Source organism: Pseudomonas sp. B16(2017) (genome assembly GCF_002113205.1).
GTDB lineage: Bacteria > Pseudomonadota > Gammaproteobacteria > Pseudomonadales > Pseudomonadaceae > Aquipseudomonas > Aquipseudomonas pharyngis.
Window position 1 is genome coordinate 42,589 of the sequence record NZ_NEKA01000006.1, and the last position, 26,420, is coordinate 69,008.

Annotated in this window: 22 protein-coding genes; 13 read left to right on the forward strand and 9 right to left on the reverse strand. The window is 57.9% G+C overall.

The window, feature by feature from the left end; translation table 11 throughout:
* The first annotated feature begins 56 nt into the window (after window positions 1-56).
* The 3 genes from CAG25_RS11760 to CAG25_RS11770 are packed head-to-tail and all read left to right on the forward strand — an operon-like array spanning window position 57 to window position 7,718.
* The gene (locus CAG25_RS11760) at window positions 57-1,256 is read left to right on the forward strand and encodes a glycosyltransferase family 4 protein (protein ID WP_085611620.1); all 1,200 of its coding nucleotides are present in this window, start codon (window positions 57-59) and stop codon (window positions 1,254-1,256) included.
* Between the two features lie 46 nt (window positions 1,257-1,302).
* A complete protein-coding gene (locus CAG25_RS11765) occupies window positions 1,303-2,163 on the forward strand; it encodes a hypothetical protein (RefSeq protein ID WP_085611619.1) in 861 nt (286 codons plus the stop codon).
* 2 nt (window positions 2,164-2,165) lie between these two features.
* Window positions 2,166-7,718: a calcium-binding protein gene (locus CAG25_RS11770; protein WP_085611618.1), complete on the forward strand. Its 5,553-nt coding sequence runs from the start codon at window positions 2,166-2,168 to the stop codon at window positions 7,716-7,718.
* 77 nt (window positions 7,719-7,795) lie between these two features.
* Here the strand turns inward: CAG25_RS11770 and CAG25_RS11775 are convergent, their stop codons facing one another.
* A complete protein-coding gene (locus CAG25_RS11775) occupies window positions 7,796-8,908 on the reverse strand; it encodes an enoyl-CoA hydratase/isomerase family protein (RefSeq protein WP_085611617.1) in 1,113 nt (370 codons plus the stop codon).
* Window positions 8,909-9,040: 132 nt separating this feature from the next.
* Between CAG25_RS11775 and ung the strand changes: the two genes are divergently transcribed.
* Window positions 9,041-9,736, forward strand: coding sequence for a uracil-DNA glycosylase (gene ung, locus CAG25_RS11780; protein WP_085611659.1), 696 nt, complete (start codon window positions 9,041-9,043; stop codon window positions 9,734-9,736).
* 3 nt (window positions 9,737-9,739) lie between these two features.
* Here ung and CAG25_RS11785 read toward each other — a convergent pair whose 3' ends face one another.
* The 4 genes from CAG25_RS11785 to CAG25_RS11800 are packed head-to-tail and all read right to left on the reverse strand — an operon-like array spanning window position 9,740 to window position 13,772.
* Window positions 9,740-10,771, reverse strand: a complete 1,032-nt coding sequence (locus CAG25_RS11785) for an AbrB family transcriptional regulator (RefSeq protein WP_085611616.1) — start codon at window positions 10,769-10,771, stop codon at window positions 9,740-9,742.
* The gene (locus CAG25_RS11790) at window positions 10,764-12,278 is read right to left on the reverse strand and encodes a tripartite tricarboxylate transporter permease (RefSeq protein ID WP_011332894.1); all 1,515 of its coding nucleotides are present in this window, start codon (window positions 12,276-12,278) and stop codon (window positions 10,764-10,766) included. Before CAG25_RS11790 ends, CAG25_RS11785 begins: the two co-directional genes overlap by 8 nt.
* A 1-nt stretch (window position 12,279) precedes the next feature.
* Window positions 12,280-12,738, reverse strand: a complete 459-nt coding sequence (locus CAG25_RS11795; protein WP_039772692.1) for a tripartite tricarboxylate transporter TctB family protein — start codon at window positions 12,736-12,738, stop codon at window positions 12,280-12,282.
* A 56-nt stretch (window positions 12,739-12,794) separates the two neighbouring features.
* Window positions 12,795-13,772 carry a tripartite tricarboxylate transporter substrate binding protein gene (locus CAG25_RS11800; protein ID WP_039772690.1) on the reverse strand — a complete coding sequence of 326 codons (978 nt, stop codon included), beginning with the start codon at window positions 13,770-13,772 and terminating at the stop codon, window positions 12,795-12,797.
* On the opposite strand from CAG25_RS11800, the gene CAG25_RS28580 reads away from it, so the two are divergent.
* From CAG25_RS28580 to CAG25_RS11810, 3 genes are all read left to right on the forward strand, one after another.
* On the forward strand, window positions 13,771-14,097 hold the full coding sequence (locus CAG25_RS28580) for a hypothetical protein (protein WP_158090089.1): 327 nt from the start codon (window positions 13,771-13,773) through the stop codon (window positions 14,095-14,097). The two genes, CAG25_RS11800 and CAG25_RS28580, sit on opposite strands and share 2 nt — an antisense overlap.
* A 125-nt stretch (window positions 14,098-14,222) precedes the next feature.
* A complete protein-coding gene (locus tag CAG25_RS11805) occupies window positions 14,223-14,894 on the forward strand; it encodes a response regulator (protein WP_007957980.1) in 672 nt (223 codons plus the stop codon).
* The gene (locus CAG25_RS11810; protein ID WP_064594105.1) at window positions 14,887-16,278 is read left to right on the forward strand and encodes a sensor histidine kinase; all 1,392 of its coding nucleotides are present in this window, start codon (window positions 14,887-14,889) and stop codon (window positions 16,276-16,278) included. Before CAG25_RS11805 ends, CAG25_RS11810 begins: the two co-directional genes overlap by 8 nt.
* Here the strand turns inward: CAG25_RS11810 and CAG25_RS11815 are convergent.
* Together CAG25_RS11815 and CAG25_RS11820 are read right to left on the reverse strand one after the other, a co-directional pair.
* Window positions 16,272-17,093 (reverse strand): HDOD domain-containing protein, encoded by an 822-nt coding sequence (locus tag CAG25_RS11815; protein ID WP_085611615.1) that lies wholly within the window; start codon window positions 17,091-17,093, stop codon window positions 16,272-16,274. The genes CAG25_RS11810 and CAG25_RS11815 overlap by 7 nt on opposite strands.
* A gap of 35 nt (window positions 17,094-17,128) precedes the next feature.
* Entirely contained in the window at window positions 17,129-18,070 is a 942-nt protein-coding gene (locus CAG25_RS11820; RefSeq protein WP_085611614.1) for a folate-binding protein YgfZ, read from the reverse strand.
* A 149-nt stretch (window positions 18,071-18,219) separates the two neighbouring features.
* On the opposite strand from CAG25_RS11820, the gene CAG25_RS11825 reads away from it, so the two are divergent.
* Window positions 18,220-18,474 carry a succinate dehydrogenase assembly factor 2 gene (locus tag CAG25_RS11825; protein WP_007957989.1) on the forward strand — a complete coding sequence of 85 codons (255 nt, stop codon included), beginning with the start codon at window positions 18,220-18,222 and terminating at the stop codon, window positions 18,472-18,474.
* On the forward strand, window positions 18,458-18,910 hold the full coding sequence (locus CAG25_RS11830) for a protein YgfX (RefSeq protein WP_064594109.1): 453 nt from the start codon (window positions 18,458-18,460) through the stop codon (window positions 18,908-18,910). Before CAG25_RS11825 ends, CAG25_RS11830 begins: the two co-directional genes overlap by 17 nt.
* Here the strand turns inward: CAG25_RS11830 and nadB are convergent.
* Window positions 18,879-20,495, reverse strand: coding sequence for an L-aspartate oxidase (gene nadB / locus CAG25_RS11835; protein ID WP_064594112.1), 1,617 nt, complete (start codon window positions 20,493-20,495; stop codon window positions 18,879-18,881). The genes CAG25_RS11830 and nadB overlap by 32 nt on opposite strands.
* A gap of 559 nt (window positions 20,496-21,054) precedes the next feature.
* Here nadB and rpoE point away from each other — a divergent pair.
* From rpoE to CAG25_RS11860, 4 genes are all read left to right on the forward strand, one after another.
* Window positions 21,055-21,636, forward strand: a complete 582-nt coding sequence (gene rpoE / locus CAG25_RS11840) for an RNA polymerase sigma factor RpoE (RefSeq protein WP_003172477.1) — start codon at window positions 21,055-21,057, stop codon at window positions 21,634-21,636.
* A 31-nt stretch (window positions 21,637-21,667) separates the two neighbouring features.
* Window positions 21,668-22,255 carry a sigma-E factor negative regulatory protein gene (locus tag CAG25_RS11845; RefSeq protein WP_039772679.1) on the forward strand — a complete coding sequence of 196 codons (588 nt, stop codon included), beginning with the start codon at window positions 21,668-21,670 and terminating at the stop codon, window positions 22,253-22,255.
* Between the two features lie 8 nt (window positions 22,256-22,263).
* Window positions 22,264-23,226, forward strand: coding sequence for a MucB/RseB C-terminal domain-containing protein (locus CAG25_RS11850; protein WP_011332904.1), 963 nt, complete (start codon window positions 22,264-22,266; stop codon window positions 23,224-23,226).
* Between the two features lie 284 nt (window positions 23,227-23,510).
* Window positions 23,511-24,881 carry a DegQ family serine endoprotease gene (locus CAG25_RS11860; protein ID WP_236189711.1) on the forward strand — a complete coding sequence of 457 codons (1,371 nt, stop codon included), beginning with the start codon at window positions 23,511-23,513 and terminating at the stop codon, window positions 24,879-24,881.
* A 75-nt stretch (window positions 24,882-24,956) separates the two neighbouring features.
* On the opposite strand, the gene CAG25_RS11865 is transcribed toward CAG25_RS11860, so the two are convergent.
* Complete coding sequence (locus CAG25_RS11865) at window positions 24,957-26,390, reverse strand: M48 family metalloprotease (protein WP_085611612.1); 1,434 nt, start codon at window positions 26,388-26,390, stop codon at window positions 24,957-24,959.
* Window positions 26,391-26,420 lie beyond the last annotated feature (30 nt).

The following is a 26,420-nucleotide window of genomic DNA, read 5'->3' on the forward strand; positions in this document are numbered from 1 at the left end:
GATGTTGAAAAACTTCAATTTCATGGAGGTGTATAAGCGCGGGATATTGCTCGGATATGAATCTTCTTATCATTCATCAGAATTTTCCCGGTCAGTTTCGTCATGTGGCGTTGGACGCATTGCGCAGGCGTCTGGGCGTCATTGCAATTGGGCGCGATACAGCGCCAGGTATTGCCGGGGTAAAGTTATTTCGATATCGACCATCAAGGAAGATGATTAATGGCGTTCATAACTATTTGTACAGATATGAAGAGGCTGTTTCGGACGGGCAACAAGTTCAACGAATATTGAAGAGACTCAGCCAGGCAGGCTTTCGGCCTGATGTAGTTCTTGCCCATCCTGGGTGGGGTGAAACGCTATTCGTCAAAGATGTTTACCCCGATGTGCCGCTAGTTCATTTCTGTGAGTACTATTACCGAGCGCGTGAGGCAGACTCTGGTTTCGATCCTGAATTTCCCTGTGCGATGGATGCGTCTTCAAGGCTTAGAGTCTTGAATTCGATGCATCTTGTGAATGTCGAGCAGTGTGATGTCGGGATTGCACCTACACAATGGCAGCGCGGTCTTTTTCCGAAAGTATATCAGTCTAAAATTCGCGTCATTCATGAAGGGGTTGTTCAATTTGCAGAGTCGGAAAAGGTCGAATCTGTAACTCTGCCGAGTGGTCGCGTGTTAAGAACAGGTCAGCCTATCGTGACTTATGTCGCCAGAAACCTCGAGCCGTACCGAGGCTTTCATAGTTTTATGAGATCCATTCCCTATATTCAGGAAAAGTGCCCGAGCGAGCAGGTCATTGTAGTGGGTGGGGATGATGTCAGTTATGGGCGGATGCCCATTGGATACCCCAACTGGCGAAGCAAGATGGTCGCGGAGGTGGATATTGATATTTCCAATGTTCACTTTGTTGGGAAGTTGCCTTATCAAACATACAGATCGGTTCTGAGTCTTTCAAAAGCTCACGTGTATTTGACATATCCATTTGTTTTGTCCTGGTCTCTGTTGGAAGCAATGGCATCTGGCTGTGTTGTCGTAGGTTCAAATACCGCTCCCGTGCAGGAAGTTATCGAAGATGGATTTAACGGGATACTTGTGGGCTTTTTTGACGCTGAGGAAATCGCCACGGCAGTGTGCAGGGTTTTAAAGTCTTTCGGTGGTTTTGAGTCTATGAAGGATGCGGCGAGGTTGAAGGCAAGCGAATTCGATGTGGTTAAAGGAGTAAGCGGTTACTTTGAAGTGTTTAAGGAGTTGATGAGGTGAGTTGTTTCGAGTGATGTGATTGGTCATTTTAAAATGGAGATTTGAAATGCTTAAGATGTCTCGCAAGGAAGTTTTTCGCCAGTGCAGAAGGGGGATTAAATATGGAGTGTTACTAGCGATCTGTTATTGGGTCGTTGATTTCTGTATCCGATGGGAGGAGGCCGCAGAGGCGCGGGAGATTTATCAGAAGAAACAAGGGGAATGCAGCAGGAAGCTGGCGGGTATGGAGCAGGTCCCGATACTTGGCGGCAGCCTGCTGGATCGTACAAGGATTCCCGGGTTCTATTTTGGATCGACATTAAGGAGCGACGGTTCCTGTATTGCCGATCTTCTTGATGGGTCATTCTGGTGGACGGGAAAAGAACTGGTTCCTGTATATGAAACTCTTGGGGTAGAACCACCCACCAGCTGGACGCATTACCACGTTACCGCCAGGCTTTACACCAGAAGGGATACCACGGAACCGCACAATATGGGCGGACGGCATGGGGATTGGCCGGATGAGCTGGTTGTAAAGCTGAAGAACTACCCAGGCCTGGAACTTTGGCTTACCGCATCACCACCCAGTATCAAAAATGAATTCTCTGTTCGAACGTTTGTTATGCACGACTGGCGCCGGCGTGATGGAACACCACGGACGATAAATTGTGATGGTTTAAATTCGCCAGAATCTAAAGCTTCGGCCAGTGGTTTGAGTAAAGCATATCTTCTGAAAATGAATAAGGAACAGTTGGAGAATTTGGAGTTTGGCAGTTTGCGTGCGTACTGTACGGTCGAGTTGCATAGTTTTGACTTTGCAGGTGGGGATGGCCGTATACATTTGGGTACAGAAGGATTACGGGGTGCTCCTGAAGCGCTTAAGTCTGTTAGTGACTATCTTTCACGTTCAATTATTACAGGGAAGTAAATGTGACTTATATATTCAGCGATTTGGAAAAGACGGCAATTTTGCAGGCTGCAAATGTTTGTGATGGGATGGAATTCAATGTCGAGCGGCAAGAGTATCGTGCTGTGGCGGTAGAGGGGCGAAACTGTGCTGTACTTTACCGCGCATTGTCAAATATTTTGGGTGAAAAGTTTTTAGATTGTTCTGCGTTCGATGAGAACGTAATGGGCATTTTTAAAAATGCCAAACTCTGGCTCGATGTAGCAATTGATGCGAATGGCGGGGTGGGCGCTTACTCTACGTTGATCCGAGCCTACACCCTGCGGCAGGGGGAGTTGAGGCTAAATAAAAAGTTTAGCGATTTCAAGATGCAAGAGTCATCTAATCAGGTGGCTGTCAATTTCATGAACGCGCTGATAAAAGGGTCCGTTGAACATGATTTGGCGCCATGGGCTGTGCCCTCCATAAGCCAAATTGCAGCAATCGATGCGAGCGCTATTGGTAAAGTATTATTTCGTGAAGATGTTGGTGACATTGATACAGCTACCAGTCGTAATGCGGGATGGTCTGGAACAATCGGCTTTAGCCTGCTGGGTGGAGAAAGACCCTATGAAACCTGGCGATTGATCTCCGCCGGTGATCCGGATTCCCACATCAAAGGTAATCATGACCTCGCCAAGTTCAATAGGCTCGATGACCTAAAGAATATTCTGTTTTCCGTGGACTCATACAGTGTTGCATTGCAGGCAGTGATTAAAAACTTCGGGTCGAATATGGTTGAAAGCCTGTTTTCAGTCCTGCCCGAACAGATAAACATCGCTCTTGCCAGTGGCAGCATCAATCCGCTGATTCAGCATGTGGTGAAAGGTACGCCCATCTCACCTATTGTCAGCCTGATATTGCGATATAACCTGAATGATTTCTTTGACATGCTCAGGCGAACCTACGACGGAAACTCGGCCGCCACGCCTACCACCGACGAAACCTTCGCCTCCAATGCCTACACATTTTTCTCCGCACTTTCTCCGTCTCAATCGCAAAGCATCGTTACCAGAACCATTGGCGAGTATGGCAGTGCCAAGGACTGGGCAACGTTGGCCAGTCAGGCAACGCCAATCGGCGCCGCATTACGCAATTCCCTCAAGCAACTAAGCGAAATAGTGATTGAGCGGGCCGACGGTTTCTCCGGACGCGAACTGGAGCTTTACGATCCCGAAACGGGGGAGGGTTTCATCACTGAGCAGTGGCTTGCCGATCGTTCTGAAATGCTGGCCCGGCTGATTTCCCGAACCAATGGATCGTTCGGTCGAAACACTGTCCAGACCTTTTCCTATTCGGATTTGGCTTCAGGCAGACAGGCCCCGATGACCACAGGCGTCTCAAACCCTCTGGTCATGTTTGGTGATGACGGCGGACGATCATTTGGTGGCGGAACGAATACCGATCATCTTTACGGCGGTGGCGGCAACGATTCAATCAGCGGACTTTCCGGTAATGATTTTATCCAGGGGGCTCGCGGTAACGACTTTTTGAGTGGAGGCGATGGGAATGACGCGTTGCACGGGATGGTTGGTGATGATGTTTTGGTGGGTGGTAAGGGTAACGACTCTCTCACTGGCGGGCCGGGTAACGATCGATACGAGTTCTCCAGCGGAGATGGAGTCGACGAAATTTTTGATGCGGACGTTGGGGGCGCGTTGCTGATAAATGGACTTCCGATCCCACCTCTCGAACGCAGTGCTCCGCTCAGCAATATCTGGCTTACGGAAGATCGAGCCATCAGCTTGACGCTCATTGAAGATCTGGCTGAAAACACGCTGAACATTAAATACGGACTGAGTGATCTCATCGTCGTAAAGAATTTCAAGCCAGGGATGCTCGGCATTGATCTTCCTGATTACCAAAGCCAGACCCTCTCCGTCCCCGACCTGGTCCTTCAAGGCGACTGGAAAGTTAAAGATAACGACCCAAATGTTCGCGGAGATCAGCCTTCTTACGATGAGTTGGGCAACGCCGTGCATTTGCCCAATGTTAAGCAGAGGAACAAAGCCGACCTGCTTTATGGATCACCGAAGGATGACCTCATCGTTGGTCTTGGCGGGTCTGATCGATTGTTCGGCAAGTACGGCAATGACCGTTTATTCGGTGACAAGCAGTCGACGCTGGAAAATGCCTTTGCCGATGCAACAAAGGGAAAGGCCAGCCGTGGCGACTGGCTGGATGGTGGGCAGGGTGATGACCTGCTTGTCGGCACTGCCTCGCGAGACGTGCTGCTCGGCGGGATCGGTCGAGATACCTTGGTCGGGGGAGCTGGTGATGACAATTTATCCGGTGATGAAGCAACGGGCGCACATGAGCAAAATTGGGAATACAAGCAAATCAACGTTCAAATCCCCGGTGGAGTCACTAGCTTTCGTACCGTCTTCGAGAACTCCTCTTTGAACCAACCCTTGGAGGGGGGCAATGACGTTCTCTATGGCCAAGGGGGCCGGGACTTTATCAATGGAGGCTGGGGAGATGATCTGCTTGACGGCGGAAGTGAAGACGACACGTTGGCCGGGGAGGGAGGTAATGACACGCTGGCTGGCGGGAGTGGCGATGACACATTGTTTGGAGACAACCTCGATTGGGGTGGCGGTCTCCACGGCAGCCACCATGGCAACGATTTTTTGCAGGGCGGCGATGGCGATGACGCTCTAGCCGGCAACGGTGGTAACGACGTGCTGTACGGTGGCGCTGGCAATGATGTTCTGAACGGAGATGACAGCGTACTGCAAGGAATTTCGGGTGATGCGGCGCATTTTTTCGGGATTGATTTTCTGGATGGCGGCGCGGGGGACGATACCCTCTGGGGCGGAGGTGCGGATGACTTACTTTTCGGTGGCAGCGGTAACGACGAATTGGTTGGTGATTACCATGAGCACCCAATTCGTTACCACGGTGATGATTATCTCGATGGCGGTGCGGGTGACGACACACTCCGTGGCTTGGGTGGTTCGGACACTCTGATAGGCGGGACAGGCGCCGACGCTCTGGATGGCGATGAGCCCAACTTGAAAGCGGGCGGAACCAACGATGACCACATTCAAGGTAATTCAGGAAACGATACGCTCTGGGGAGGTTTGGGCGCCGATACGCTTTTGGGCGGTGCCGATGATGACTTTTTGATGGGGGACTACGAGCAAACATCCGAAGCAGAACATGGCGCTGATTATCTTGATGGCGGTTCAGGCAACGACACTTTGCTGGGCGGTGGCGGAAACGACACGCTGGTTGGCGGGGAGGGAGTCGATTATTTGCGCGGCGGCCCTGGCGATAACGTGTTTGAGGGTGGCGCCGGCAACGATTATCTGGAAGGGATGCAGGGCAACGATGTTTTCTACTTCGGAGTGGGCGATGGACTGGATGTTGTTACTGATACAGGTGGCAACAACGTCGTAAGTTTTGGCGATGGATTTTCTGCGGAGAACTTGCAAGCCAAGATCGTTAATCTTGATGCGGGCACGGCGTTGCGGCTGTCGAATGGTATTGGTGACGCGCTTCTGATTCGTCACCATGAGAAATGGGCAGGTTCGACGTTCAGGTTCAACGATGGCGTGATCCTGAATTTCCAGGATGTAATCAAATTAACGGTGCAACCGGTAGATGTAAGAGATCCGTCCGCGACAATTGCTACGGTGCCCGATGCCGGAAAAATGCAGGACATTGAGAGCGAAGCAGTCGTCCAGACACTGCCCGATGACTTAGCCGCTTCTACTGAGAGGGAAGGTAGTGAAACCAGTCGTCACATCGACTGGGATAGCCTTTTTCTTTCGGAACTGAAAGCAAAGCGCTCAGCGGACAGGCAGGCATCAGGATTTGCACTGAACGATCAGGGTGTTTGGGTTAGAAGTCATATTGCTACCGACGAAAGTGGTTATGCCATCAGCGCCGAATTGATCCATGAGGACGTTGAAGCCGGGGTCTTTTCCAAGACACCTGAGTGGATGGGAGCGATTGCCGCTGACGCCGTGGTGACTGAAAGGCAGTCAATTTCTGCAACGAAAACCACGTTCAAGTTTGTAAAAGCTGAAACTGCGCAATTACCGAAACAAAAGCCAAAATATTACCCATCTGGCTCCAGTTATTCGGGGTTCTCGTTCAACGTGGGAGATGCTGTAGTCGAAGATATAGACCACTCGGGCGCCATTAAGGGTTGGTATGTGTATCCCGCTGGCAGTTTTGAAAATCATGAAACTGTTCGTAAAGCGTTTCGCTGGGGCTCTACTACCCAAACGATCAAGCATAAAGTTGTTCATGGTAATGACGCTGGCGGCAGGGTAAATCTCGAAGTGGGAAATCTCTTTCATGGCGGTGCAGGAGATGACTTGGTGGTTACCCATGCTGGTTCAGTGCTTGATTACGGCGGGGTGAACGACAGGATCCCAGGCGCATTTTTATCAGCTGGCGCAGGCAACGACACACTGCTCGGCTCCGCGGGGGCCGATTATTTGATCAGTGGATCGGGAGAAGATTGGCTTTACGGTGAAAACGGCCCCGACACTTACATAGTTCAAGCGCAGGATGGTGCAACCACCATTATTGCGGACGTGCTTAACCCTGTTTTTTCGAGTCCTGAGGTTGGCGCTTCCGGGTGGAGTGAAGAGTTTGGTGCGCTTGATATTGATACCGTCGTTCTTCCGGAAGAGGCGAAACCAGATAAGTTGAAGCTAACCTGGGGCGCTGTGTTGGTTGAGACGGTAAATATCGAACTCTCACCCGCCCCACCACGTAGCGCTCATCGTCAACCGCCTCGGGCCCAGATGTTGTACACCACACTCGATATCGAATGGGGCGGAACTCAAAAAGTACGAATCGTTTTGCCCAATCCGGATGACATCGGTGGTTCCGGTATTGAACGGGTGAGGTTTTCTGACGGGTCGAGCATCAGTTTTAAAGATCTCGTTAGCCGATTAGGCATCGCTCCCGATACTTATCATCACGGCATCAACGTTCAGGACGCTACTCAGGTTAAGTCCTTTCGAGACAACCGTTTTCTCCCCCTCGTGGGCGGTCGCGGTAATGACACCCTCAGAGGCGCTGGTGAAATAAGAGGGATGCAAGGCGATGATCTGCTTTGCGGTGGCTCTGGCGATGATGTGCTTTACGGTGGGCAGGGCAATGACACTTTGTCCGGTGGCGGGGGTAATGATGTGTATAAATATGATGGTCTCGGACGAGATCTGGTAGTCAATGCCGGTGGCGGAACTGACGGTATAGACTTTTCAGAAGTCGGACTGTCCATTGACCATCTAAAGTTCCACCGTGAACGGGATGATCTCGTCATCGTAGTCAGTTATGGCATGTCGCCAAAGATTCGTGTCTCCGAACACTTTTCAGGAGGCGATGCCGCTATCAGCTTCATCAGCGTTCAAGGAGAAGAGGGAGCTGTTGAAAATTACACGGCGAATCAACTCGCTGAGCTTTTGCACCCTCTACCTCCGTTGCGGGACGTAGAGGATATCTTGCCGAGAAATGATGAAGAGGCGTTGCGGGCAATGAAGGAAATAATCGCGTTTTACGAGTTGAATGTTTGATCGCAGATAGTTTTGCAACTGGCTCAAACTTCCCGCGACAGAGCTCAAGAGACTGCCATCGCGGGCAATGATCGGTTTTAGTATTGCGACAGATCCGCCAACGGATGCCGCCCCTCCCAGACCTTGTGAAAGTGCGCCTCGACCACCGCGTCCGGCACCCGGGCGATGTCCGGCCAGTGCCAGTGCGGTTTTTGATCCTTGTCGATCAGCCGCGCCCGGACCCCTTCGCTGAATTCCGGATGCCGGCAGCAATTGAGGCTCAGGGTGTATTCCATCTGAAAGACTTCGGCCAGCGACATGTGGCGGGCGCGGATGATCTGTTCCCAGACCAGATGCGCGGTAAGCGGCGAACCTTCGCTCATGGTTTTCGCGGCACGGGCAATCAACGGGTCGCTGCTGTCGCGATGCAGGCTGATGGCTTTCCAGGCGCAGATCACGTCGCTGACATCCAGCCATTCATCGATCTGCTGCCGACGCGGCAGCCATTGCGCCTCAGGCATCTGCGCCACGGCTTCCTGCTGCAGTGCCTTGAGCAGGCTGTTGAGCTGCATGGCGGTCTGTTCCTGCCAGTTCAACTGCAACAAGCCGTCGATCAATTCCTGCTGCTGTTCGTCGAGCAGGAAGCGGTCGGCCAGGTCCAGATCAATCGCATCGCGACCGTTCATGTGCGCGCCGGTCAAGCCAAGGAACAAACCGAGCTTGCCCGGCAGCCGCGAGAGGAACCAACTGGCGCCGACATCCGGGTACAGGCCGATGCTGATTTCCGGCATCGCCAGACGACTGCTCGGCGTGACGATCCGGATGCTCGCGCCTTGCAAGAGGCCCATGCCACCGCCCAGCACATATCCGTGTCCCCAGCAGATCAACGGTTTCGGATAGGTGTGCAGGCTGTAGTCCAGGTGGTATTCAGCGTTGAAAAACTGGGCGGCCAGCGGCGGCACCTCGCCGGGATGGGCGCGACAGGCTTCCACCAGGCTGCGCACTTCGCCGCCAGCGCAGAAGGCCTTGGCGCCGTTGCCGCGCAGTAGCACGCAGACGATTTGCGGATCCTTGGCCCAGGCGTTCAGTCTGTCACTCAGGGCGTGGATCATCGGCAGGGACAGCGCATTGAGCGACTTTTCGGCATCCAGCGTGGCCACGCCGATGCGCGCGCCGTCGGTGCCGGTGAGTTCTTCGAAGTGCAGATTCATCGTGACCTCGATCGGGAATTTGAACGATCAGTATGATCGCTGTGTGGGAAAGTGCCGGATCTGCGTCAGATCAATTGACAAGCGTGGTCGGCTTTCCTAGGGTTCGCCCCATTGTTTTTGCCGGGTATGACCATGACTGCTGACGACCGTATCAAACTCGAACCGAGCTGGAAGGAGGCACTGCGTGCCGAATTCGACCAGCCCTACATGGCAGAGTTGCGCACTTTTCTGCAGCAGGAGCGGGCGGCCGGCAAGGAAATCTATCCGCCGGGCCCGATGATCTTCAACGCGCTGAACTCGACGCCGCTGGACAAGGTAAAAGTGGTCATCCTCGGCCAGGACCCATACCACGGCCCGGGCCAGGCCCACGGCTTGTGCTTCTCGGTGCAACCGGGCGTGCCGGCGCCGCCATCGCTGGTCAACATCTATAAAGAGTTGAAGCGCGACCTGAACATCGACATCCCTAATCACGGCTATCTGCAGAGCTGGGCCGATCAGGGCGTGTTGATGCTCAACACCACCATGACCGTCGAACGCGCCAACGCCAATGCGCATAAGGACAAGGGCTGGCAGTTCTTCACGGATCGGATCATTGAAGTGGTCAGCCAGAAACAACCGCATCTGGTGTTCATGCTCTGGGGCGCCCATGCGCAGAGCAAGCAGAAGCTGATCGATGCCACCAAACATCTGGTGCTGACCTCGGTGCACCCGTCGCCGCTGTCGGCCTATCGCGGCTTTCTCGGTTGCGGGCACTTCAGCCGCACCAATAAATTCCTGGAGCAGAACGGCGAAGCTCCGATCGAGTGGCGCCTGCCGTTGGTAGTCTGAAACTCAGGGCTGGCGGTTCCAGTATTTGAACAGCGGTTCCGCCAGAAACAGCACAAACAACAACCGCATCACCTGCATTGCCGTCACCAGCGGCACCGACAGTTGCAGGGTCTCTGCCGTCAGGCTCATCTCGGCGATCCCGCCGGGCATCATGCCCAACGTCAGCGAGCGCAGATCCAGATGGGTCAGCGCACTCAATCCCAACGCCGCCAGTGTCGCGATCAACATGGTCAGCGCCGTGCCGATCAATGTGCGCCCCATGAACGACGGGGCGCGGCGGAAGAACTGGCGGTTGAAGTGGCAACCCAGCCCACTGCCGATCAACCACTGGCCAATCTGACTGCCGCCATTGGGCAAACCGATGTGCAGATCCCAGCCGATGCTCACCGCCGCGCTGACCAGCAGCGGACCGAACAGCCAAGGGTTGGGTTGACGCAGACGTTGCCAGAGCCAGGCGAGCAAGCCACCCGCCGGAAAAAGAATCGCCAGCCAGCGCCAATCGACGCTGCCGGCGTGTGAAATCGGGGTGCCGTCACCCAGCAGATACTTGAACGCCGCCGGAACACACAACACCACCACCAATACCCGCAGACTCTGCCCGGCCGCGACATGGCTGAGCAGCGCGCCGTTGCGGGCGCCGAGGTTGACCATCTCGCCGGAGCCGCCGGGCATGCTGGAGAAAAATGCCGTGGCGCGATCCTCGCCGGTGCGGCGCATCAGCCACACGCCGACCACCGCCGAAAGGCTGGTGACCAGCGCGCCGAAGAAGATCAGGCCGAAGTGGCCGAGCACCTGCTCCATCACCAGCGGGGTGAAGTGCAGGCCGATGCCGATCCCGACGATCCACTGGCCGCACTTGCGGCCGCCAGGGATTTCAGCCAATTGCCACGGGGTCAGGCAGCGCACCAGGATGATCGCCAGCAACGAGCCGACCATCCACGGCAGCGGCCAGCCGATCTGGCTGGCGATGTAGCCGCCAAGCAGACCGACCAGCGGGGTTCCCCACCAGGTTTTGAGGGAGAGCCGATCAGACATCGGCAACGGCGCGTTGCGCGGCCGAGCGTTTGCGCCAGATGCGCAGCAGCGGCATCAGCAACATGATGGCAGTCAACACCCAGACGCCGAAGGTGATCGGACTCGACCAGAGGATTTCCAGCGCACCGTTGGAAATCGACAGCGCCCGGCGCAGGTTCTGCTCCATCAGCCCGCCGAGGATGAACCCCAGCAGGACTGGCGACAGCGGGAAATCCAGTTTGCGCAGGATGTAGCCAAAGATGCCGATGCCGACCATCAGGAACAGGTCGAATGTGGTCGCGTGTACGGCGTACACACCGATCCCGGTGATGATCGCGATGACCGGCACCAGAGCCCAATTCGGCACGGCGAGGATACGGGTGAAGATGCGGATCATCGGGATGTTCAGGATCACCAGCATGATGTTGGCGATGAACAGCGAAGCGATCAGGCCCCAGACGATGTCCGGCTGTTGCTGGAACAGCAGCGGGCCGGGGGTGATGTTGTACAGCGACAGGGCGCCGATCATCACCGCCGTGGTGCCCGAACCCGGAACGCCGAGGGTCAGCATCGGCACCAGCGCGCCGCAAGCGGAGGCACCGATGGCGGTTTCCGGTGCGGCGAGGCCGCGGGCGTCGCCCTGACCAAACTTGCCGCTGGCACCGGCGATGCGTTTTTCGGTCATGTAGGCCACGGCGCTGGCCAGGGTCGCGCCGGCACCCGGCAACACGCCCATGATGAAACCGAGCAGGCCGCAACGGATGTTCACCACGAACACCGACGCTGCTTCCTTGAAGTTGAACATCATCCGCCCGGTGGCTTTCACCGCTTCCTGGCCGCGATGGGTTTTTTCCAGCAGCAGGAGGATTTCGCTGACCGAGAACAGGCCTAGTACCAGCACCACGAACTGAATGCCGTCAGTCAGGTGAATGTTGTCGCCGGTGAAACGGTAAACACCGCTGTTGGCGTCGATGCCGACGCTGGACAGGAACAGACCGATCAATGCCGCGATAAAGGTTTTCACCGGTCGGTCACCGGCCATGCCGCCGAGGCAGACAATCGCGAACACCATCAGTACGAAATATTCCGCGGGTCCGAAGGCAATCGCCCATTTCGCGAGCAGCGGGGCGAACAGCACCATGCCGCAGGTGGCGATGAAGGCGCCGATGAACGAACTCCATGCCGACAACGACAATGCCACGCCGGCCAGGCCTTTGCGGGCCATCGGGTAACCGTCGAGGGTAGTCATCACGGTGGAGGCTTCGCCCGGAATGTTCAGCAGGATCGAGCTGATCCGGCCGCCGTATTCGCAGCCCAGATAGACCGCCGCCAGCAGGATCAGGGCAGATTCCGGCGGCAGTCCGAGGGCGAACGCGATCGGGATCAGCAACGCCACACCATTGATCGGGCCCAGGCCCGGCAACAGACCGACCACGGTGCCGATCAACGTGCCGGTCAGGGCCGTGACCAGGTTGTACGGACTCAGCGCGACGCCGAAGCCCTGACCCAAATAACCGAGAGTATCCATATCAGTTCTCCAGAACGTCGAGCAGGCCGAGGGGCAGCGGTACGTCCATCACGCGGTCGAACAACACGTACAAACCAATCGCCATCAGCGTCGTGACAATGACGCTGGGCACCCAGCGCCCGCCATACAGGCGCGCCATCGGGATGCCGATCAGAATGCTGCTGAGGATGAAGCCCAGCGGTTCGAACAAACCGGCGAACACCAGCAGCAAGGCGACGCAGATCGCGATCTTGGTCAGGGTTTCGCGATCCAGCGGCGGTTCGTCCTCGCTGTGTTTGATCGGTGCCGGGCGGAACACCATGTACAGCAGCGCCAGGCCCATCAGGCCGAGCATCAGCAATGGAAACGCCCGAGGGCCCACCGGTTCGTAGGAAAAAGCCGCCTGATACGGCCACGCCATCAGTGCCAGGCCGGCACAGGCCAGCAAAAGCACCGAGGCAAAAATGCGTTGAATAAGCATGAGGGAACTCCTGCCATGGCCCCGGTGAGAGGGCCATGGACGCTAGACAGAGACGATCACTGAATCAGGCCGAACTCTTTGGCCAGCACCTTGTAGTCCGCCACCTGTTTCTTGACGTAGGTGTCCAGCTCGGGACCGGTCATGGCGAACGGGAACAGCTCACGCTGATCGCGCAGCTTGGCGAAGTCGTCGGAGGCCAGGAGTTTGTCGAAGGAGTCTTTCCACCAGGCGTAGTCTTCATCGCTGACTTTTGGCCCGAGGTAGAAACCGCGCACCACTGGCCAGACGATGTCGTAGCCTTGCTCGCGCGCGGTAGGGATGTCCTTCATTTCCGGCTCGTCCAGGCGTTTCTCGGCAAACACGGCCAGCAGGCGCATGTCGCCGCTCTGGATATGCGGCATGGAGTCGGAAATGTCGGTACTGCCGACCTGGATATGACCGCCGAGCAGGGCGGTGGCGATCTCGCCGCCCCCTTCGAGGGCGACGTAGCGCAGGTCGCGCGGGTTGATCCCGGCGGCTTTGGCGATCAGCGCAGTCTGCATCCAGTCCTGGCTGCCAACGGTGCCGCCGGAGCCAATGACCACGGAACTCGGATCTTTCTTCAGCGCCTGCACGAGATCATCGAGGGTTTTGTAGGGCGAATCGCTTTTCACCGCGATGGCGCCGTAGCTGGTGCCGACTGCCGCCAGCCAGCGCACGTTGGTTTCATCGAACCGACCGAACTTGCCCTGGGCCAGGTTCAACAGCGATCCGCTGGACCACGCCACCAGCGTGCCGGCATCGGCCGGACGCTGCGCCACAACGGCGTTGTACGCCACCGCACCGACGCCACCGGGCATGTAGGTCACGCGCATCGGTTTGGTCAGCAGTTTTTCGTTGACCAGCGCGCTTTGCGCCAGTTTGCAGGTCAGGTCGAAACCGCCACCGGGGGAGGCCGGGGCAATGCATTCGGGGCGTTTCGGTTCGGCCATCAGTTGGCCGGCGAACAGCACGCAACCGGCAGCGAGGGCGAAACGGCGCAGGGATCGGTTCATGAGTGTCTCCACGGGAGTTGTTGTTTTTGGGGATGTTTCAGGTGCGGCGGTTTCGCGCGCGCAGGCTGACAGGCTCAGACCCGGACGGGTTGAACGCCGCGCAGCCGACGATGGCGCTGACAAGCGAAAACGGGGAAATTCGAAAGGAAGAATGAAACAGGTCAACCTGAAGCTGTGTGGACAGCATGGTGCAGTACCTCGTTATTGTTCTTATTGGCGAAAACGCATCGAGGCGTTTTTCGAGAGCTACGTTTTGAAACTACGGTGTATGAACAGGCAAAACGGCGAAGGTCGGCAGTCTGGACCTTCGGTGAAACGACTCTAACGGCCCAACCTTTCGCTAACCTTTCAGTATTCTTTCGCGTGTTTTCGGGCTTCACAGTGGCGGTTGCGGCTGTAAACTCCGCCGCAAAGAATGGCGTCGGCCATCCCTGAATGAGGTAGAGATCCATGCGTGTCCTGCTCGTCGAAGACCATTTGCCGCTGGCCGAAAGCGTCGCCCAGGCGCTCAAGAGCACCGGTCTGACCGTGGACGTCTTGCACGACGGCGTGGCTGCCGACCTGGCCTTGGGCAGCGAGGAGTACGCGGTGGCGATCCTCGATGTCGGCCTGCCGCGCATGGACGGTTTTGAGGTGCTGGCGCGCCTGCGGGCCCGGGGCAAGAATCTGCCGGTGCTGATGCTGACGGCCCGCAGCGACGTCAAGGATCGGGTCCATGGGCTCAATCTCGGCGCCGATGACTACCTGGCCAAGCCGTTCGAACTCACCGAGCTCGAAGCACGGGTCAAGGCGTTGCTGCGCCGCAGTGTGCTTGGCGGCGAACGCCAGCAGCGCTGCGGTGTGCTGGCCTATGACCTCGACACCCGACGCTTCACCCTCGGCGATGAATTGCTGACGCTGACTTCTCGCGAACAAGCGGTGCTCGAAGCGCTGATCGCCCGTCCGGGTCGAGTGATGAGCAAGGAGCAACTGGCTGCACAGGTGTTCGGTCTCGACGAAGAGGCCAGCCCCGATGCCATCGAAATCTACGTGCACCGCCTGCGCAAGAAGCTCGACGGCCATTCGGTGGCCATCGTGACGTTCCGCGGTCTGGGCTATTTGCTGGAAAGCCGCGATGCATAAGCCCAGCAGCCTGCGCTGGCGGTTGCTGTGGAACCTCGCACTGCTGCTGGTGGTGTTGATGCTCGCCAGCGGATTGAGTGCGTACTGGAACGGTCGCGAAGCTGCCGACACCGCCTACGACCGCACGCTGCTGGCCTCGGCGCGGACCATTGCTGCCGGTCTGTCGCAGCGCGATGGCAGTCTCAGTGCCGATGTGCCGTACGTGGCGCTCGATACCTTCGCTTACGACAGCGCCGGGCGCATCTATTACCAGGTCAACGACATCAACCAGAAGTTGATTTCCGGCTACGAAAATCTGCCGGGCCCGCCGCCGGGCACGCCGAGAACCGACAGTTATCCCGCCCTGGCGCGGTTTTACGACGCGAAATATCAGGGCCAGAACGTGCGTGTGGTCAGCCTGCTCAAAGCGGTCAGCGAGCCGAACATGAACGGCATGGCTGAAATCCGCGTTGCCGAAACCGATGAGGCGCGCGTCAGCATGGCCCGCAGTCTGGCGGCAGATACCTTGCTGCGGCTGGGCATGTTGGCGATTGGCGCGCTGTTGCTGGTGTGGTTTGCAGTGAGTGCTGCGCTACGGCCGATCGAACGTCTGCGCACGGCAGTGGAAGAGCGCCAACCTGACGACTTGCGTCCGTTGCCGCTGGTGGAAGTCCAGCATGAGTTGTCGCCGCTGGTGCGTGCGCTCAACCATTTCACCGAACGCCTGCGTGGCCAGTTCGAGCGGCAGGCGCAATTCATCGCCGATGCAGCCCATGAGCTGCGCACGCCACTGGCGGCGCTCAAGGCGCGACTTGAACTGGGCTTGCGCTCGAACGAGCCGCAGACCTGGCGCGAAACGCTGGAATCCTCGGCACAAAGCACGGATCGCCTGACCCATCTGGCCAATCAGTTGCTGTCGCTGGCTCGAGTGGAAAACGGCGCCCGGGCGATTGCCGAGGGCGGTGCGCAGTTGCTCGATCTGAGTCAGTTGGCGCGAGAACTGGGCATGGCCATGGCTCCACTGGCCCATGCGCGGGGTGTCGCGCTGGCGCTGGAAGCGGACGAGCCGGTATGGCTGCGTGGCGAGCCGACATTGCTCAACGAGTTGCTGAGCAATCTGGTGGACAACGCGCTGGCCCACACGCCGCCGGGCGGCAACGTGATTCTGCGGGTCAGGGCGCCGGCGGTGCTGGAGGTTGAAGACGATGGGCCGGGCATTCCGCTCGAAGAGCGGGATCGGGTTTTCGAGCGTTTTTACCGGCGCAACCAGCAGGTGGCCGGTTCCGGGCTGGGGTTGGCGATTGTCGGGGAAATCTGCCGCGCGCATCTGGCGCAGATCAGTCTGCACGATGGTGAGCAGGCGGGTTTGAAGGTACGGGTGAGTTTTGTCGCCGGTGATCAGTAGAACATCGACCGCGATTCTTCCAGATCGGCGCACAGCGCCTTGTTTTCCGGATCGATGCCGAGCTTGCGGAATGCTGGCACGCTGAATGGATCGATGCGGGCCAACGGATGGTCGGTGTCCTTGTGGCAATACAGGCTGGCCACTTGCACGATGTCGACGTAATCGATGTGCTGCGATTCGCGCTTGAGGTCCTGATACAGCCCCGGCAGCTCCACCAGGCGCTCCGGAAACTCCCAGACCCGCAGCAATTTGTCGCCGAGCAACGGGTGAATGTGATCGATCACATGGTTGAGGCTGACCGGGTCGGACAGCAATTCGTAGTGGTCTTCGGCGTAGGTCAGGATCGGCAGCACGCCGATCTGATGAACCAGTCCACCGAGCGCAGCCTGATCGGGCTTGAGCTGGGTGTAACGGCGGCACAGGGCGTAGCTGACGCCGGCGATTTCCAGGCTTTTGCGCCAGACTTCGCGCATCTTCTGTTCGACCACGTCGGAGCGGGCGTGGAAGATCTGCTCCATCACCAGACCGATCGCCAGGTTGCTGCTGTAGTTGACGCCGAGCCGGGTGATGGCGGTGTGCAGGTCGGTGACTTCCTGGGTGGCGCGCAGCAGCGGGCTGTTGACCACTTTGATGAGACGCGCCGACAGCGCCGTGTCACGGCCGATCACTTTGCTCAGGTCGCTGACGCTGATGTCCGGATCTTCCGCGGCCTTGCGAATCTGCAGGGCCACTTCCGGTAACGTTGGCAGAACCAGGTCATCGTTATCGATGGCCTCAACCAAATCCTGTTGGACCTTATCCGCCAGCTCACTCATGTCGTTTCTCTAGGGTGTTGCAACAAATGCTGCGATCAACGCTGGATTTCGCGGTCGCGATCCAGTTCGTATGGCAGGTCGAGCAAGTGCAGCGCCGGACCTTCGGCCGAGCCCAGATGCAAGTCGCCCGCTTCGGCAGCTTCGGCCTGCAACACCGCCAGCAGTTCAATATTCTTTTCGGTACGGGCGGCCAGCACCACTTCGCCGATGGAACTGCCGTGGCTCGGGGCGAACAGCGCGGTGCCGGGCTCCGGCAACTCAGCAGCGTCCAGTTGCACGCGATACAGGCGACGCTTGAGTTTGCCCAGGTATTGCATGCGCGCGACGATTTCCTGGCCGGTGTAGCAGCCTTTCTTGAAGCTCACGCCGCCGACGGCTTGCAGATTGAGCATCTGCGGGATGAACAGCTCGCGGGTGCTCGGCATGACCTGACCGATCCCGGCGCGAATCTGGCCCAGCAGCCATTGATTCAGTTCGCCTTCGCTCAATTGCGCGGACAGTTTGCCTTTGACGGTGTCGGCCTGATCGGCGGGCACCCAGAGTTCGGCACGGTTCGGGGAGACGCGAATTGCGATCAGCCCTTCGTGGCGGGCCACGCTGTCGGTTTCTGCCGGCAGTTCCAGACCCAGGTTGCTCAGGGCCGCATTGTCATGATCGAGGCCGAAGCGCACCCAGGAGGCGCTTTCGTCGGTCAGTTTCGATTTGGAGAACACCGCGTACTTTTTCAGGTCCGCCAGTTGCGGCTCCAGCAGTTCACCCGCCATCGCCAGCAGCACGCCGTCGCCTTCAAGCACGATGCGGAAGCTCGACTGCATCCGGCCTTTCTGCGTGCAGCGGGCGCCGAGGCTGGCTTGGGTATCGCTCAGGTAATTGATGTTGCAGGTCAACTGGCCTTGCAGGAATTTGCCGGCATCCGCGCCGCGAACCGCGAGAACGCCTTCATGAGACAGGGTGCAGAAAAAAGCAGAATCGGCCATGGGTCATCGCAGGGTAAATAGACTGGGGCACATCATAAGGGGGTGGTGTTGAAATGGGTAGTTCATAAAGGATCTATGGTGCCCGACCAAAGCCGACTGTTCGGGCCGCTTCGGGCCTGTATACTTGCGGCCTATTTGAGGAGGGCTCCATGGTCGAACAAGTTGAACTGAATCGCCTCTTTTGGCACAGCCGTCGCGGCATGCTGGAACTCGACGTGTTGCTGGTGCCGTTCGTGAAAGAGGTCTACGCCAATCTGAACGAGGTGGATCGCGCGCTGTATGTCCGCCTGCTCGAGTGCGAGGATCAGGACATGTTCGGTTGGTTCATGGAGCGCAGCGAATCGGAAGATCCCGAGCTGCAACGCATGGTTCGCATGATTCTGGACCGTGTCCAGCCCAAGTAATACGTTCGAGTGCCGCTGGCATGCCTCACGGCAGTTGCTGGCGGCGTATCTGCTGGCCCAGGCATTCGCGCTGGGTTCTCTGTTTCTATTGTCGATTCCGTTCTGGACCGTTTTGCTCGGGGCGTTCGCGTGTCTCGGCCATGCGGCCTGGGTGTTGCCACGGCAGATTCTGCTGAGTCATCCCAAGGCATTTTGCCGATTGCGCCGGGACGCCGATGGCTGGCAATTGTGGAACCGGGCCGATGGCTGGCAAGCGGTGCAATTGCGCCCGGACAGCCTGGCGCTGCCGCTGATCGTGGTGCTGCGCTTTCGATTGCGTGGTGAGCGGCGAGTCAGATCGATCTGCGTGCCGCGGGATGCGCAGGCGGCGGATCTGCACCGGCGCCTGCGGGTTCGCCTGAAGTTCAGCCGGCGTAGGTGGGCGGCACCAGAATAGTGTCGAGCGCTTCGGGCAGCAGGTTCGGGTAGTCGAGGGTGTAATGCAGGCCTCGGCTTTCCTTGCGTTCCATGGCCGAACGGATCATCAGTTCCGCCACTTGCGCCAGGTTGCGCAGCTCGATCAGATCGCGACTGACTTTATAGTTGCTGTAGAACTCGTCGATTTCGTCCAGCAGCAGACGCACCCGATGCTGTGCCCGTTGCAGGCGCTTGTTGGTGCGCACGATGCCCACGTAGTCCCACATGAAACGCCGCAATTCGTCCCAGTTGTGGGCGATGATCACGTCTTCGTCGGAGTCGGTCACCTGGCTGGCGTCCCAGGCCGGCAGGGCGTGTGGAATCGCCACATCGGGAAGTTGCTCGAGAATGTCCGCCGCTGCCGAGCGGGCGTAGACGAAGCATTCGAGCAGCGAGTTGCTGGCCATGCGGTTGGCACCGTGCAGACCGGTGAAGCTGGTTTCGCCGATGGCGTACAGGCCGGGCACATCGGTGCGGCCCTGTTGATCGACCATCACGCCGCCGCAGGTGTAATGCGCGGCCGGGACGACCGGGATCGGTTGTTTGGTGATGTCGATGCCGAATCCGAGGCAGCGCTCGTAGACGGTCGGGAAGTGCGATTTGATGAAGGCTTCGGGTTTGTGGCTGATGTCGAGGTAGACGCAATCGACACCCAGACGCTTCATCTCATGGTCAATGGCGCGGGCGACGATGTCCCGTGGCGCCAGTTCTGCACGTGAGTCGAAGCGCTGCATGAAGCGTTCGCCATTCGGCAACTTCAAATGGGCGCCTTCGCCACGCAGAGCTTCAGTTACCAGAAAACTCTTGGCTTGTGGATGATAGAGGCAGGTGGGGTGGAACTGGTTGAACTCCAGGTTCGCCACCCGGCAGCCCGAACGCCACGCCATGGCGATGCCATCACCGCAGGCGCCGTCGGGGTTGCTTGTATATAGATAGACTTTGGCAGCGCCGCCGGACGCCAGGATCACGAAGCGTGCGCCGAAGGTATCGACTTCGCCGGTTTTGCGGTTGAGCACGTAGGCGCCCAGGCAACGTTCGCCCTCCAGCCCCAGCCGGCGTTCGGTAATCAGATCGACCGCTACCCGCTGTTCGAGCAACTCGATGTTCGGGCGTTCTTTGGCCTGGGCCAGCAGGGTCGTGAAAATCGCGGCGCCGGTGGCGTCGGCGGCGTGGATGATGCGGCGATGGCTGTGGCCGCCTTCGCGGGTCAGGTGAAATTCGAAACCGCCGTCTTCAGTGCCGGACTGATCGTCGCGAGTGAAGGGTACGCCTTGATCGATCAACCACTGGATCGCTTCCTTGCTGTGCTCGACGGTGAAACGCACCGCGTCTTCGTGGCACAGGCCGCCGCCGGCATTCAAGGTGTCATCGACATGGGATTCGACGGTGTCGGTGTCGTCCAGCACGGCCGCGACGCCACCCTGGGCCCAATAGGTCGAGCCGTTGGCGAGGTCGCCTTTGCTCAGTACGGCGATGCGCAAGTGACCGGGCAGGGTCAGCGCGAGACTCAAACCGGCAGCGCCGCTGCCAATCACCAGGACATCGTGTTGAAACTGTTGGCTCATTTCAGGATTCCGCTCAAAGCGACCCGGGTCGGGGTTGGCGCAGGACAGGCGAATGGGCGAGTCGAGACAGCCACACAGCCCACTAGTATATAGAGGGGTTGGGCGGCACAATAGCCGGGCCGATATGGCATTGTGAAACTACCGTGACGGAAATATACGGACGCTTTGTCGGGAAGTTTTCTTCACCGGTTTTGGGGAAAAGCGACTGTATCGCAGATGAAACACGCTTTTTCCGCTCACGGTTGCACAATGTCGGCGCGGCACGTCTATAAATATTTGGAACTTTTGCCAGAGGCTCAAGATCAATAGACAGTTGCCCGAAACAAGGGACAGTGTCGGCTTCAATGCGGAACCTGCGATTGGGTTCTTGCCGGCGAGCCGATGACAAGATTATTCGCGCAGCCGGTTCATCCCGCGCTGCGTTTTTCGTGCGTGCCAAATCAGAGCCCGCAGGAAACTTGCTTGGAGGGGGAGAACTTTTGCGAAAAGCCCGAGTCTATGTTTGCAAGTCCGGTCGTTTGGTCATGCAAGCCTCCTTCGAGTTTATCGAGGAGTGTTCATGCTAACCCAGGAAGAGGATCAGCAGCTGGTCGAACGCGTTCAGCGTGGCGACAAGCGAGCTTTCGATCTGCTGGTGCTGAAGTATCAGCACAAAATTCTCGGGTTGATCGTGCGTTTTGTGCACGACACCCATGAAGCCCAGGACGTCGCACAAGAAGCCTTTATCAAGGCGTATCGAGCGCTTGGAAATTTCCGCGGCGACAGTGCGTTTTATACGTGGCTGTACCGCATCGCCATTAACACGGCGAAGAACTATCTGGTTTCACGCGGCCGCCGGCCGCCGGATAGCGATGTAAGTTCCGAAGATGCAGAGTTCTATGACGGCGATCACGGCCTGAAAGATCTCGAGTCTCCTGAACGGGCATTACTGCGGGATGAGATCGAAGGCACCGTCCATCGAACCATTCAGCAACTGCCGGAGGATTTGCGCACAGCGTTAACTTTGCGCGAATTTGATGGTCTGAGTTACGAGGACATCGCGAGCGTCATGCAATGTCCGGTTGGTACCGTGCGCTCCCGGATTTTCCGCGCCCGGGAGGCCATCGATAAAGCCCTGCAGCCGTTGTTGCAGGAAAACTAAAGACAGCGGCGACAGCCAAGAGAGGAACGCCATGAGTCGTGAAGCCCTGCAGGAATCGCTGTCCGCAGTGATGGATAACGAAGCGGACGAACTGGAACTGCGTCGAGTGCTCAATGCACTGGACGATGTTGAAACCCGTGAAACCTGGGCTCGTTACCAGATCGCTCGGGCAGCCATGCACAAGGATCTGTTGCTTCCACGTCTGGATCTCGCTGCGGCGGTTTCTGCTGCACTGGAAGATGAAGCCACCCCGGCCAAAGTGTCTCGTGGCCCATGGCGCAGCCTCGGTCGTCTGGCCGTAGCCGCTTCGGTGACTGTTGCCGTTCTGGCGGGTGTTCGCCTGTACAACCAGGACGAAATCGCCGGCGTCGAACTCGCTCAGCAATCCAATCAGCCAGTGTTGGCCACACCTCAGGTGAAAGGCCCGGCGGTATTGGCAGGCTATAGTGAGAGTTCGGAAGCTACTGGCCCAATGGCCAATGGTGTATTGCAAGGTCAGCCAGGCTGGCACGATCAGCGTCTGCCAGGTTACCTGCGTCAACACGCTCAACAGGCTGCCTTGAAAGGCACCGAGAGCGCGCTGCCTTATGCACGTGCAGCAAGCCTGGAAAACCGTTAAGGGGGATCATGCGCGCCATACCTCTACTTTCGCTTCTGCTCAGCGGCTGGTTCATCGTTCCAGCCCACGCCGACGAGGCTCAGGACTGGTTGACCCGCCTGGGCCAGGCCGAGCAGCAGCAAAGCTTTCACGGCACATTCGTTTACGAGCGTAACGGTAGTTTTTCTACCCACAACATCTGGCATCGCGTCCAGAATGGCCAGGTCCGCGAGCGTTTGCTTCAGCTCGATGGTTCGGCTCAGGAAGTCGTGCGCATTGATGGACATACTCAATGCGTCAGCGGCACCCTGATTGCGGGTCTGGGAGATTCTCCCAATTCCGCCGCTCGGCCTCTCGATCCTCAAAAGCTGAAGAACTGGTATGAGCTTGCCGTCATTGGCAAGTCGCGTGTGGCCGGGCGTGAAGCGGTGATCGTATCGCTGACGCCACGGGATCAGCACCGCTACGGTTTCGAACTGCATCTGGACAAGGAAACGGGGCTGCCGCTCAAGTCGCTGCTGTTGAACGACAAGGGGCAGTTACTCGAGAGATTCCAGTTCACGCGACTGGATACCTCTGAAATTCCATCCGACAAAGACCTGCAAGCCAACTCCGATTGCAAGACAGTCACCCTCGACAGCGACAAGGCTTCTGCGGTCAAGACCGCACAGGTCTGGCGTTCCGACTGGCTGCCTCCTGGCTTCGAGCTCACCAGCAGCTCCTCGCACAAAGATCCGGAAACCAAGACCCAGGTCAACAGCCTGATGTATGACGATGGTCTTGCCCGCTTCTCCGTGTTTCTCGAGCCGCTGAACGGCGCAACCGTCACCGATACCCGGACTCAGTTGGGCCCGACCGTTGCCGTATCCCGCCGTTTGACTACGCCTCAAGGCGAAATGATGGTTACGGTAGTTGGCGAGATTCCAATCGGGACCGCCGAACGGATTGCCCTGTCGATGCGCAATGATGGCGCTGCAACCAGCAAGCAGTGAGCTGATTCCAGCTATCTCCACTTCGTCTTCGAGACGTGAAATGTTTGCTGAGCATTTTCATTTGCAAAACAGCCAAAAATTTTTTATAGGTCAGAGCCTCTCGGCTCTGGCCTTGTTTGTTGTTCCCGGAACAAAAATGCCGGCCTGTGGTTCCCGGTGTTCCTTGCTCCATATCGCTTAACCCTGCTCGTCGTAACGGGAGCTGTATGTCGATACCAAGCTTGAAGTCTTATCTCTCCATTTTCGCCACGGTGCTGGTGCTCGGTCAGGCTGTTCCTGCAGCCATGGCGGCTGAAGCGGTCAGCCCGGCCAGCCTGCCTGATTTCACCCAACTGGTCGAACAGGCCTCGCCTGCGGTGGTGAATATCAGTACCACGCAAAAGCTGCCGGATCGCAAAGTGAACCAGCAGATGCCTGACCTTGAAGGCTTGCCACCGATGCTGCGCGAGTTCTTTGAGCGCGGCATGCCGCCGCAACAGCGTTCTCCGCGTGGTGATCGCCAGCGTGAAGCGCAATCGTTGGGTTCGGGCTTCATCATTTCGCCGGATGGCTACATTCTGACCAACAACCACGTGATCGCCGATGCCGACGAAATCCTAGTGCGTCTGGCAGATCGCAGTGAAATGAAGGCCAAACTGATCGGCACCGACCCACGTTCCGACGTCGCGCTGCTGAAAATCGAAGGCAAGGATCTGCCAGTGCTGAAGCTTGGCAAATCCCAGGACCTGAAGGCGGGCCAGTGGGTCGTGGCAATCGGTTCGCCATTCGGCTTTGATCACACCGTGACCCAAGGCATCGTCAGTGCCGTCGGCCGTAGCCTGCCGAATGAAAACTACGTGCCATTCATCCAGACCGACGTGCCGATCAACCCGGGCAACTCCGGTGGCCCGCTGTTCAACCTGAACGGTGAAGTGGTCGGGATCAACTCGCAGATCTACACCCGTTCCGGTGGCTTCATGGGCGTGTCGTTCGCCATTCCGATCGACGTGGCCATGGACGTTTCCAACCAGCTGAAAAGCGGTGGCAAGGTCAGCCGTGGCTGGTTGGGCGTTGTCATCCAGGAAGTGAACAAGGATCTGGCCGAGTCGTTCGGTCTGGACAAACCGGCCGGTGCGCTGGTTGCACAGATTCAGGATGACGGCCCGGCTGCCAAGGGCGGCCTGCAAGTGGGTGACGTGATCCTGAGCATGAACGGTCAACCGATCGTCATGTCCGCTGACCTGCCACATCTGGTGGGTGCGTTGAAGGCCGGCGCCAAAGCCAATCTCGAAGTGATTCGTGACGGCAAACGCAAGAATGTCGAGCTGACTGTCGGCGCCATCCCGGACGAAGACAAGGAGCTGGATGCGCTGCCCAAATCCGGTGCCGAGACCAACAGCAATCGCCTGGGTGTATCGGTCGCCGAACTGACCGCCGAGCAGAAGAAAACCTACGACCTGAAAGGTGGTGTGGTAATCAAGGAGGTGCAGGACGGCCCTGCGGCTCTGATCGGTCTGCAACCGGGCGACATCATCACGCACCTGAACAATCAGGCCATTGGTTCTTCCAAGGAGTTTGCCGAGATTGCCAAGGCGCTGCCGAAGAACCGTTCGGTGTCGATGCGCGTTCTGCGTCAGGGTCGTGCCAGCTTCATTACCTTCAAACTGGCTGAATGATCCGATTGTTGAAGTAAAAAAAACCGCCTTGAAAGAGGCGGTTTTTTTGTGTCCGGAATTTGTCTCGGCGCGAACTTAACCCATCATGTCCTTCACCATGCGCTCCTGCTCCATCAGTTCGCGCTGGCGGGCATCGATGCGTGAGGACAGCGGGAAGTTGCTGCCGGCCTTGCGCTTGGCGAAGTCCAATTGCTGGATCGCCTGGCGGTAATCGCCGACCAGCGCGAAATACTCGGCACGGGCCTGATGCAGGCCAATGATGTTGCCGGACAGCCCGCGAGTTTCTGCGACCTGATACCAGACGTCCGGATCGTCCGGACGCGATTTCAACAAGCCCTCCAGCGCTTTCTCTGCATCGGCGGTACGGTTCTGTTTCAGCAGCAGATCGACGCGCACCTGATTCAGCGGGTAATTGCCGGGGTACTGACCGAGCATCCGGTCAACCCGGGACTGGGCATCGGCCAGCTTGTTGTTGGTGATGTCCAGATCGACCTGCGCCAGGTTGTAGATGATCTCGTTCGGTGATTTGGCCAGCAGTTGCTTGAGATTTTCTCGGGCTTCATTCAACTGACCGCCCTTGATCTGGGCGATCGCCAATCCGTAACGGGCCACATCGTTGTTCGGATTATCGTCCAGTTGCGCGCGAAAGCGCTTGGCGCCGAGCCCCGGCGTTTCTTCGTAGGTCAACTGCACCCGCGCGCGGATCAGTTGATAGCGCTTGCTGTCTTCGATACCGCCGGGTTTTGCCTGCTCGGCGCGGTTGCGGGTGTCGGCGATCCGCGATTCGGTGACCGGGTGAGTCAGCAGGAATTCCGGCGGTTTGGCATCAAAGCGATACTGGCGCATCAAACGCTCGAACATGGTCGGCATCGAGCGCGGATCGTAGCCGGCCTTTTCCAGGTTGAGGATGCCGATGCGGTCGGCTTCCTGTTCGTTTTGGCGCGAGAAACGCCGTTGTTCCTGGATCGCCGCGGCTTGGGTACCGGCTATTGCTGCAATGCCGGCGTCACCGGCGCCGGCAGCGGCGATCACGATGCCGGCCAGCAGCGCCGCCATCATTGGCACCTGCATCCGCTGCGAAGCCTCGACGCCACGGGCGAAGTGGCGCTGGGACAAGTGAGCCAGTTCGTGGGCCAGTACCGAGGCATATTCGCCCTCGGTCTGGGCATTGAGGAACAAGCCGCCATTGACCCCGACAATCCCGCCCGGTGCCGCAAAGGCGTTGAGCTGCGGGCTGTTGATCAGGATGAATTCCAGGCGTCGGTCATTGACCTGGCTGGTTTCCACCAGCTTATAGACACTGGACTCGACGTAGTCCTTGAGTTGTGGATCGTTGAGCTGGGAAACCTGGCTGCGCAGCAATGCCAGCCAGGCGCGACCCAGTTGATATTCCTGTTGTGGCGAGACGATGGCAGAGCTGGCGTCACCGAGTGACGGCAGGTCGTCGGCGAAGCCCGGTGAGGCGAGCAGGCAAGCGAGCGTCAGCAGGGTAGGGCGCAGAAATGTCATGCACAAAGCCTTAGTCGACAAAGACCTTAC

What these genes read in the sequence shown, in the direction of transcription:
- CAG25_RS11760 (WP_085611620.1), top strand. Translation starts at nt 57, where the DNA reads ATGAATCTTCTTATCATTCATCAGAATTTTCCCGGTCAGTTTCGTCAT.
- CAG25_RS11765 (WP_085611619.1), top strand. Translation starts at nt 1,303, where the DNA reads ATGCTTAAGATGTCTCGCAAGGAAGTTTTTCGCCAGTGCAGAAGGGGG.
- CAG25_RS11775 (WP_085611617.1), bottom strand. Translation starts at nt 8,908, where the DNA reads ATGAATCTGCACTTCGAAGAACTCACCGGCACCGACGGCGCGCGCATC.
- ung (WP_085611659.1), top strand. Translation starts at nt 9,041, where the DNA reads ATGACTGCTGACGACCGTATCAAACTCGAACCGAGCTGGAAGGAGGCA.
- CAG25_RS11785 (WP_085611616.1), bottom strand. Translation starts at nt 10,771, where the DNA reads ATGTCTGATCGGCTCTCCCTCAAAACCTGGTGGGGAACCCCGCTGGTC.
- CAG25_RS11790 (WP_011332894.1), bottom strand. Translation starts at nt 12,278, where the DNA reads ATGGATACTCTCGGTTATTTGGGTCAGGGCTTCGGCGTCGCGCTGAGT.
- CAG25_RS11795 (WP_039772692.1), bottom strand. Translation starts at nt 12,738, where the DNA reads ATGCTTATTCAACGCATTTTTGCCTCGGTGCTTTTGCTGGCCTGTGCC.
- CAG25_RS28580 (WP_158090089.1), top strand. Translation starts at nt 13,771, where the DNA reads ATGAGTGTCTCCACGGGAGTTGTTGTTTTTGGGGATGTTTCAGGTGCG.
- CAG25_RS11800 (WP_039772690.1), bottom strand. Translation starts at nt 13,772, where the DNA reads ATGAACCGATCCCTGCGCCGTTTCGCCCTCGCTGCCGGTTGCGTGCTG.
- CAG25_RS11805 (WP_007957980.1), top strand. Translation starts at nt 14,223, where the DNA reads ATGCGTGTCCTGCTCGTCGAAGACCATTTGCCGCTGGCCGAAAGCGTC.
- CAG25_RS11810 (WP_064594105.1), top strand. Translation starts at nt 14,887, where the DNA reads ATGCATAAGCCCAGCAGCCTGCGCTGGCGGTTGCTGTGGAACCTCGCA.
- CAG25_RS11815 (WP_085611615.1), bottom strand. Translation starts at nt 17,093, where the DNA reads ATGAGTGAGCTGGCGGATAAGGTCCAACAGGATTTGGTTGAGGCCATC.
- CAG25_RS11820 (WP_085611614.1), bottom strand. Translation starts at nt 18,070, where the DNA reads ATGGCCGATTCTGCTTTTTTCTGCACCCTGTCTCATGAAGGCGTTCTC.
- CAG25_RS11825 (WP_007957989.1), top strand. Translation starts at nt 18,220, where the DNA reads ATGGTCGAACAAGTTGAACTGAATCGCCTCTTTTGGCACAGCCGTCGC.
- nadB (WP_064594112.1), bottom strand. Translation starts at nt 20,495, where the DNA reads ATGAGCCAACAGTTTCAACACGATGTCCTGGTGATTGGCAGCGGCGCT.
- rpoE (WP_003172477.1), top strand. Translation starts at nt 21,055, where the DNA reads ATGCTAACCCAGGAAGAGGATCAGCAGCTGGTCGAACGCGTTCAGCGT.
- CAG25_RS11845 (WP_039772679.1), top strand. Translation starts at nt 21,668, where the DNA reads ATGAGTCGTGAAGCCCTGCAGGAATCGCTGTCCGCAGTGATGGATAAC.
- CAG25_RS11850 (WP_011332904.1), top strand. Translation starts at nt 22,264, where the DNA reads ATGCGCGCCATACCTCTACTTTCGCTTCTGCTCAGCGGCTGGTTCATC.
- CAG25_RS11860 (WP_236189711.1), top strand. Translation starts at nt 23,511, where the DNA reads ATGGCGGCTGAAGCGGTCAGCCCGGCCAGCCTGCCTGATTTCACCCAA.
- CAG25_RS11865 (WP_085611612.1), bottom strand. Translation starts at nt 26,390, where the DNA reads ATGACATTTCTGCGCCCTACCCTGCTGACGCTCGCTTGCCTGCTCGCC.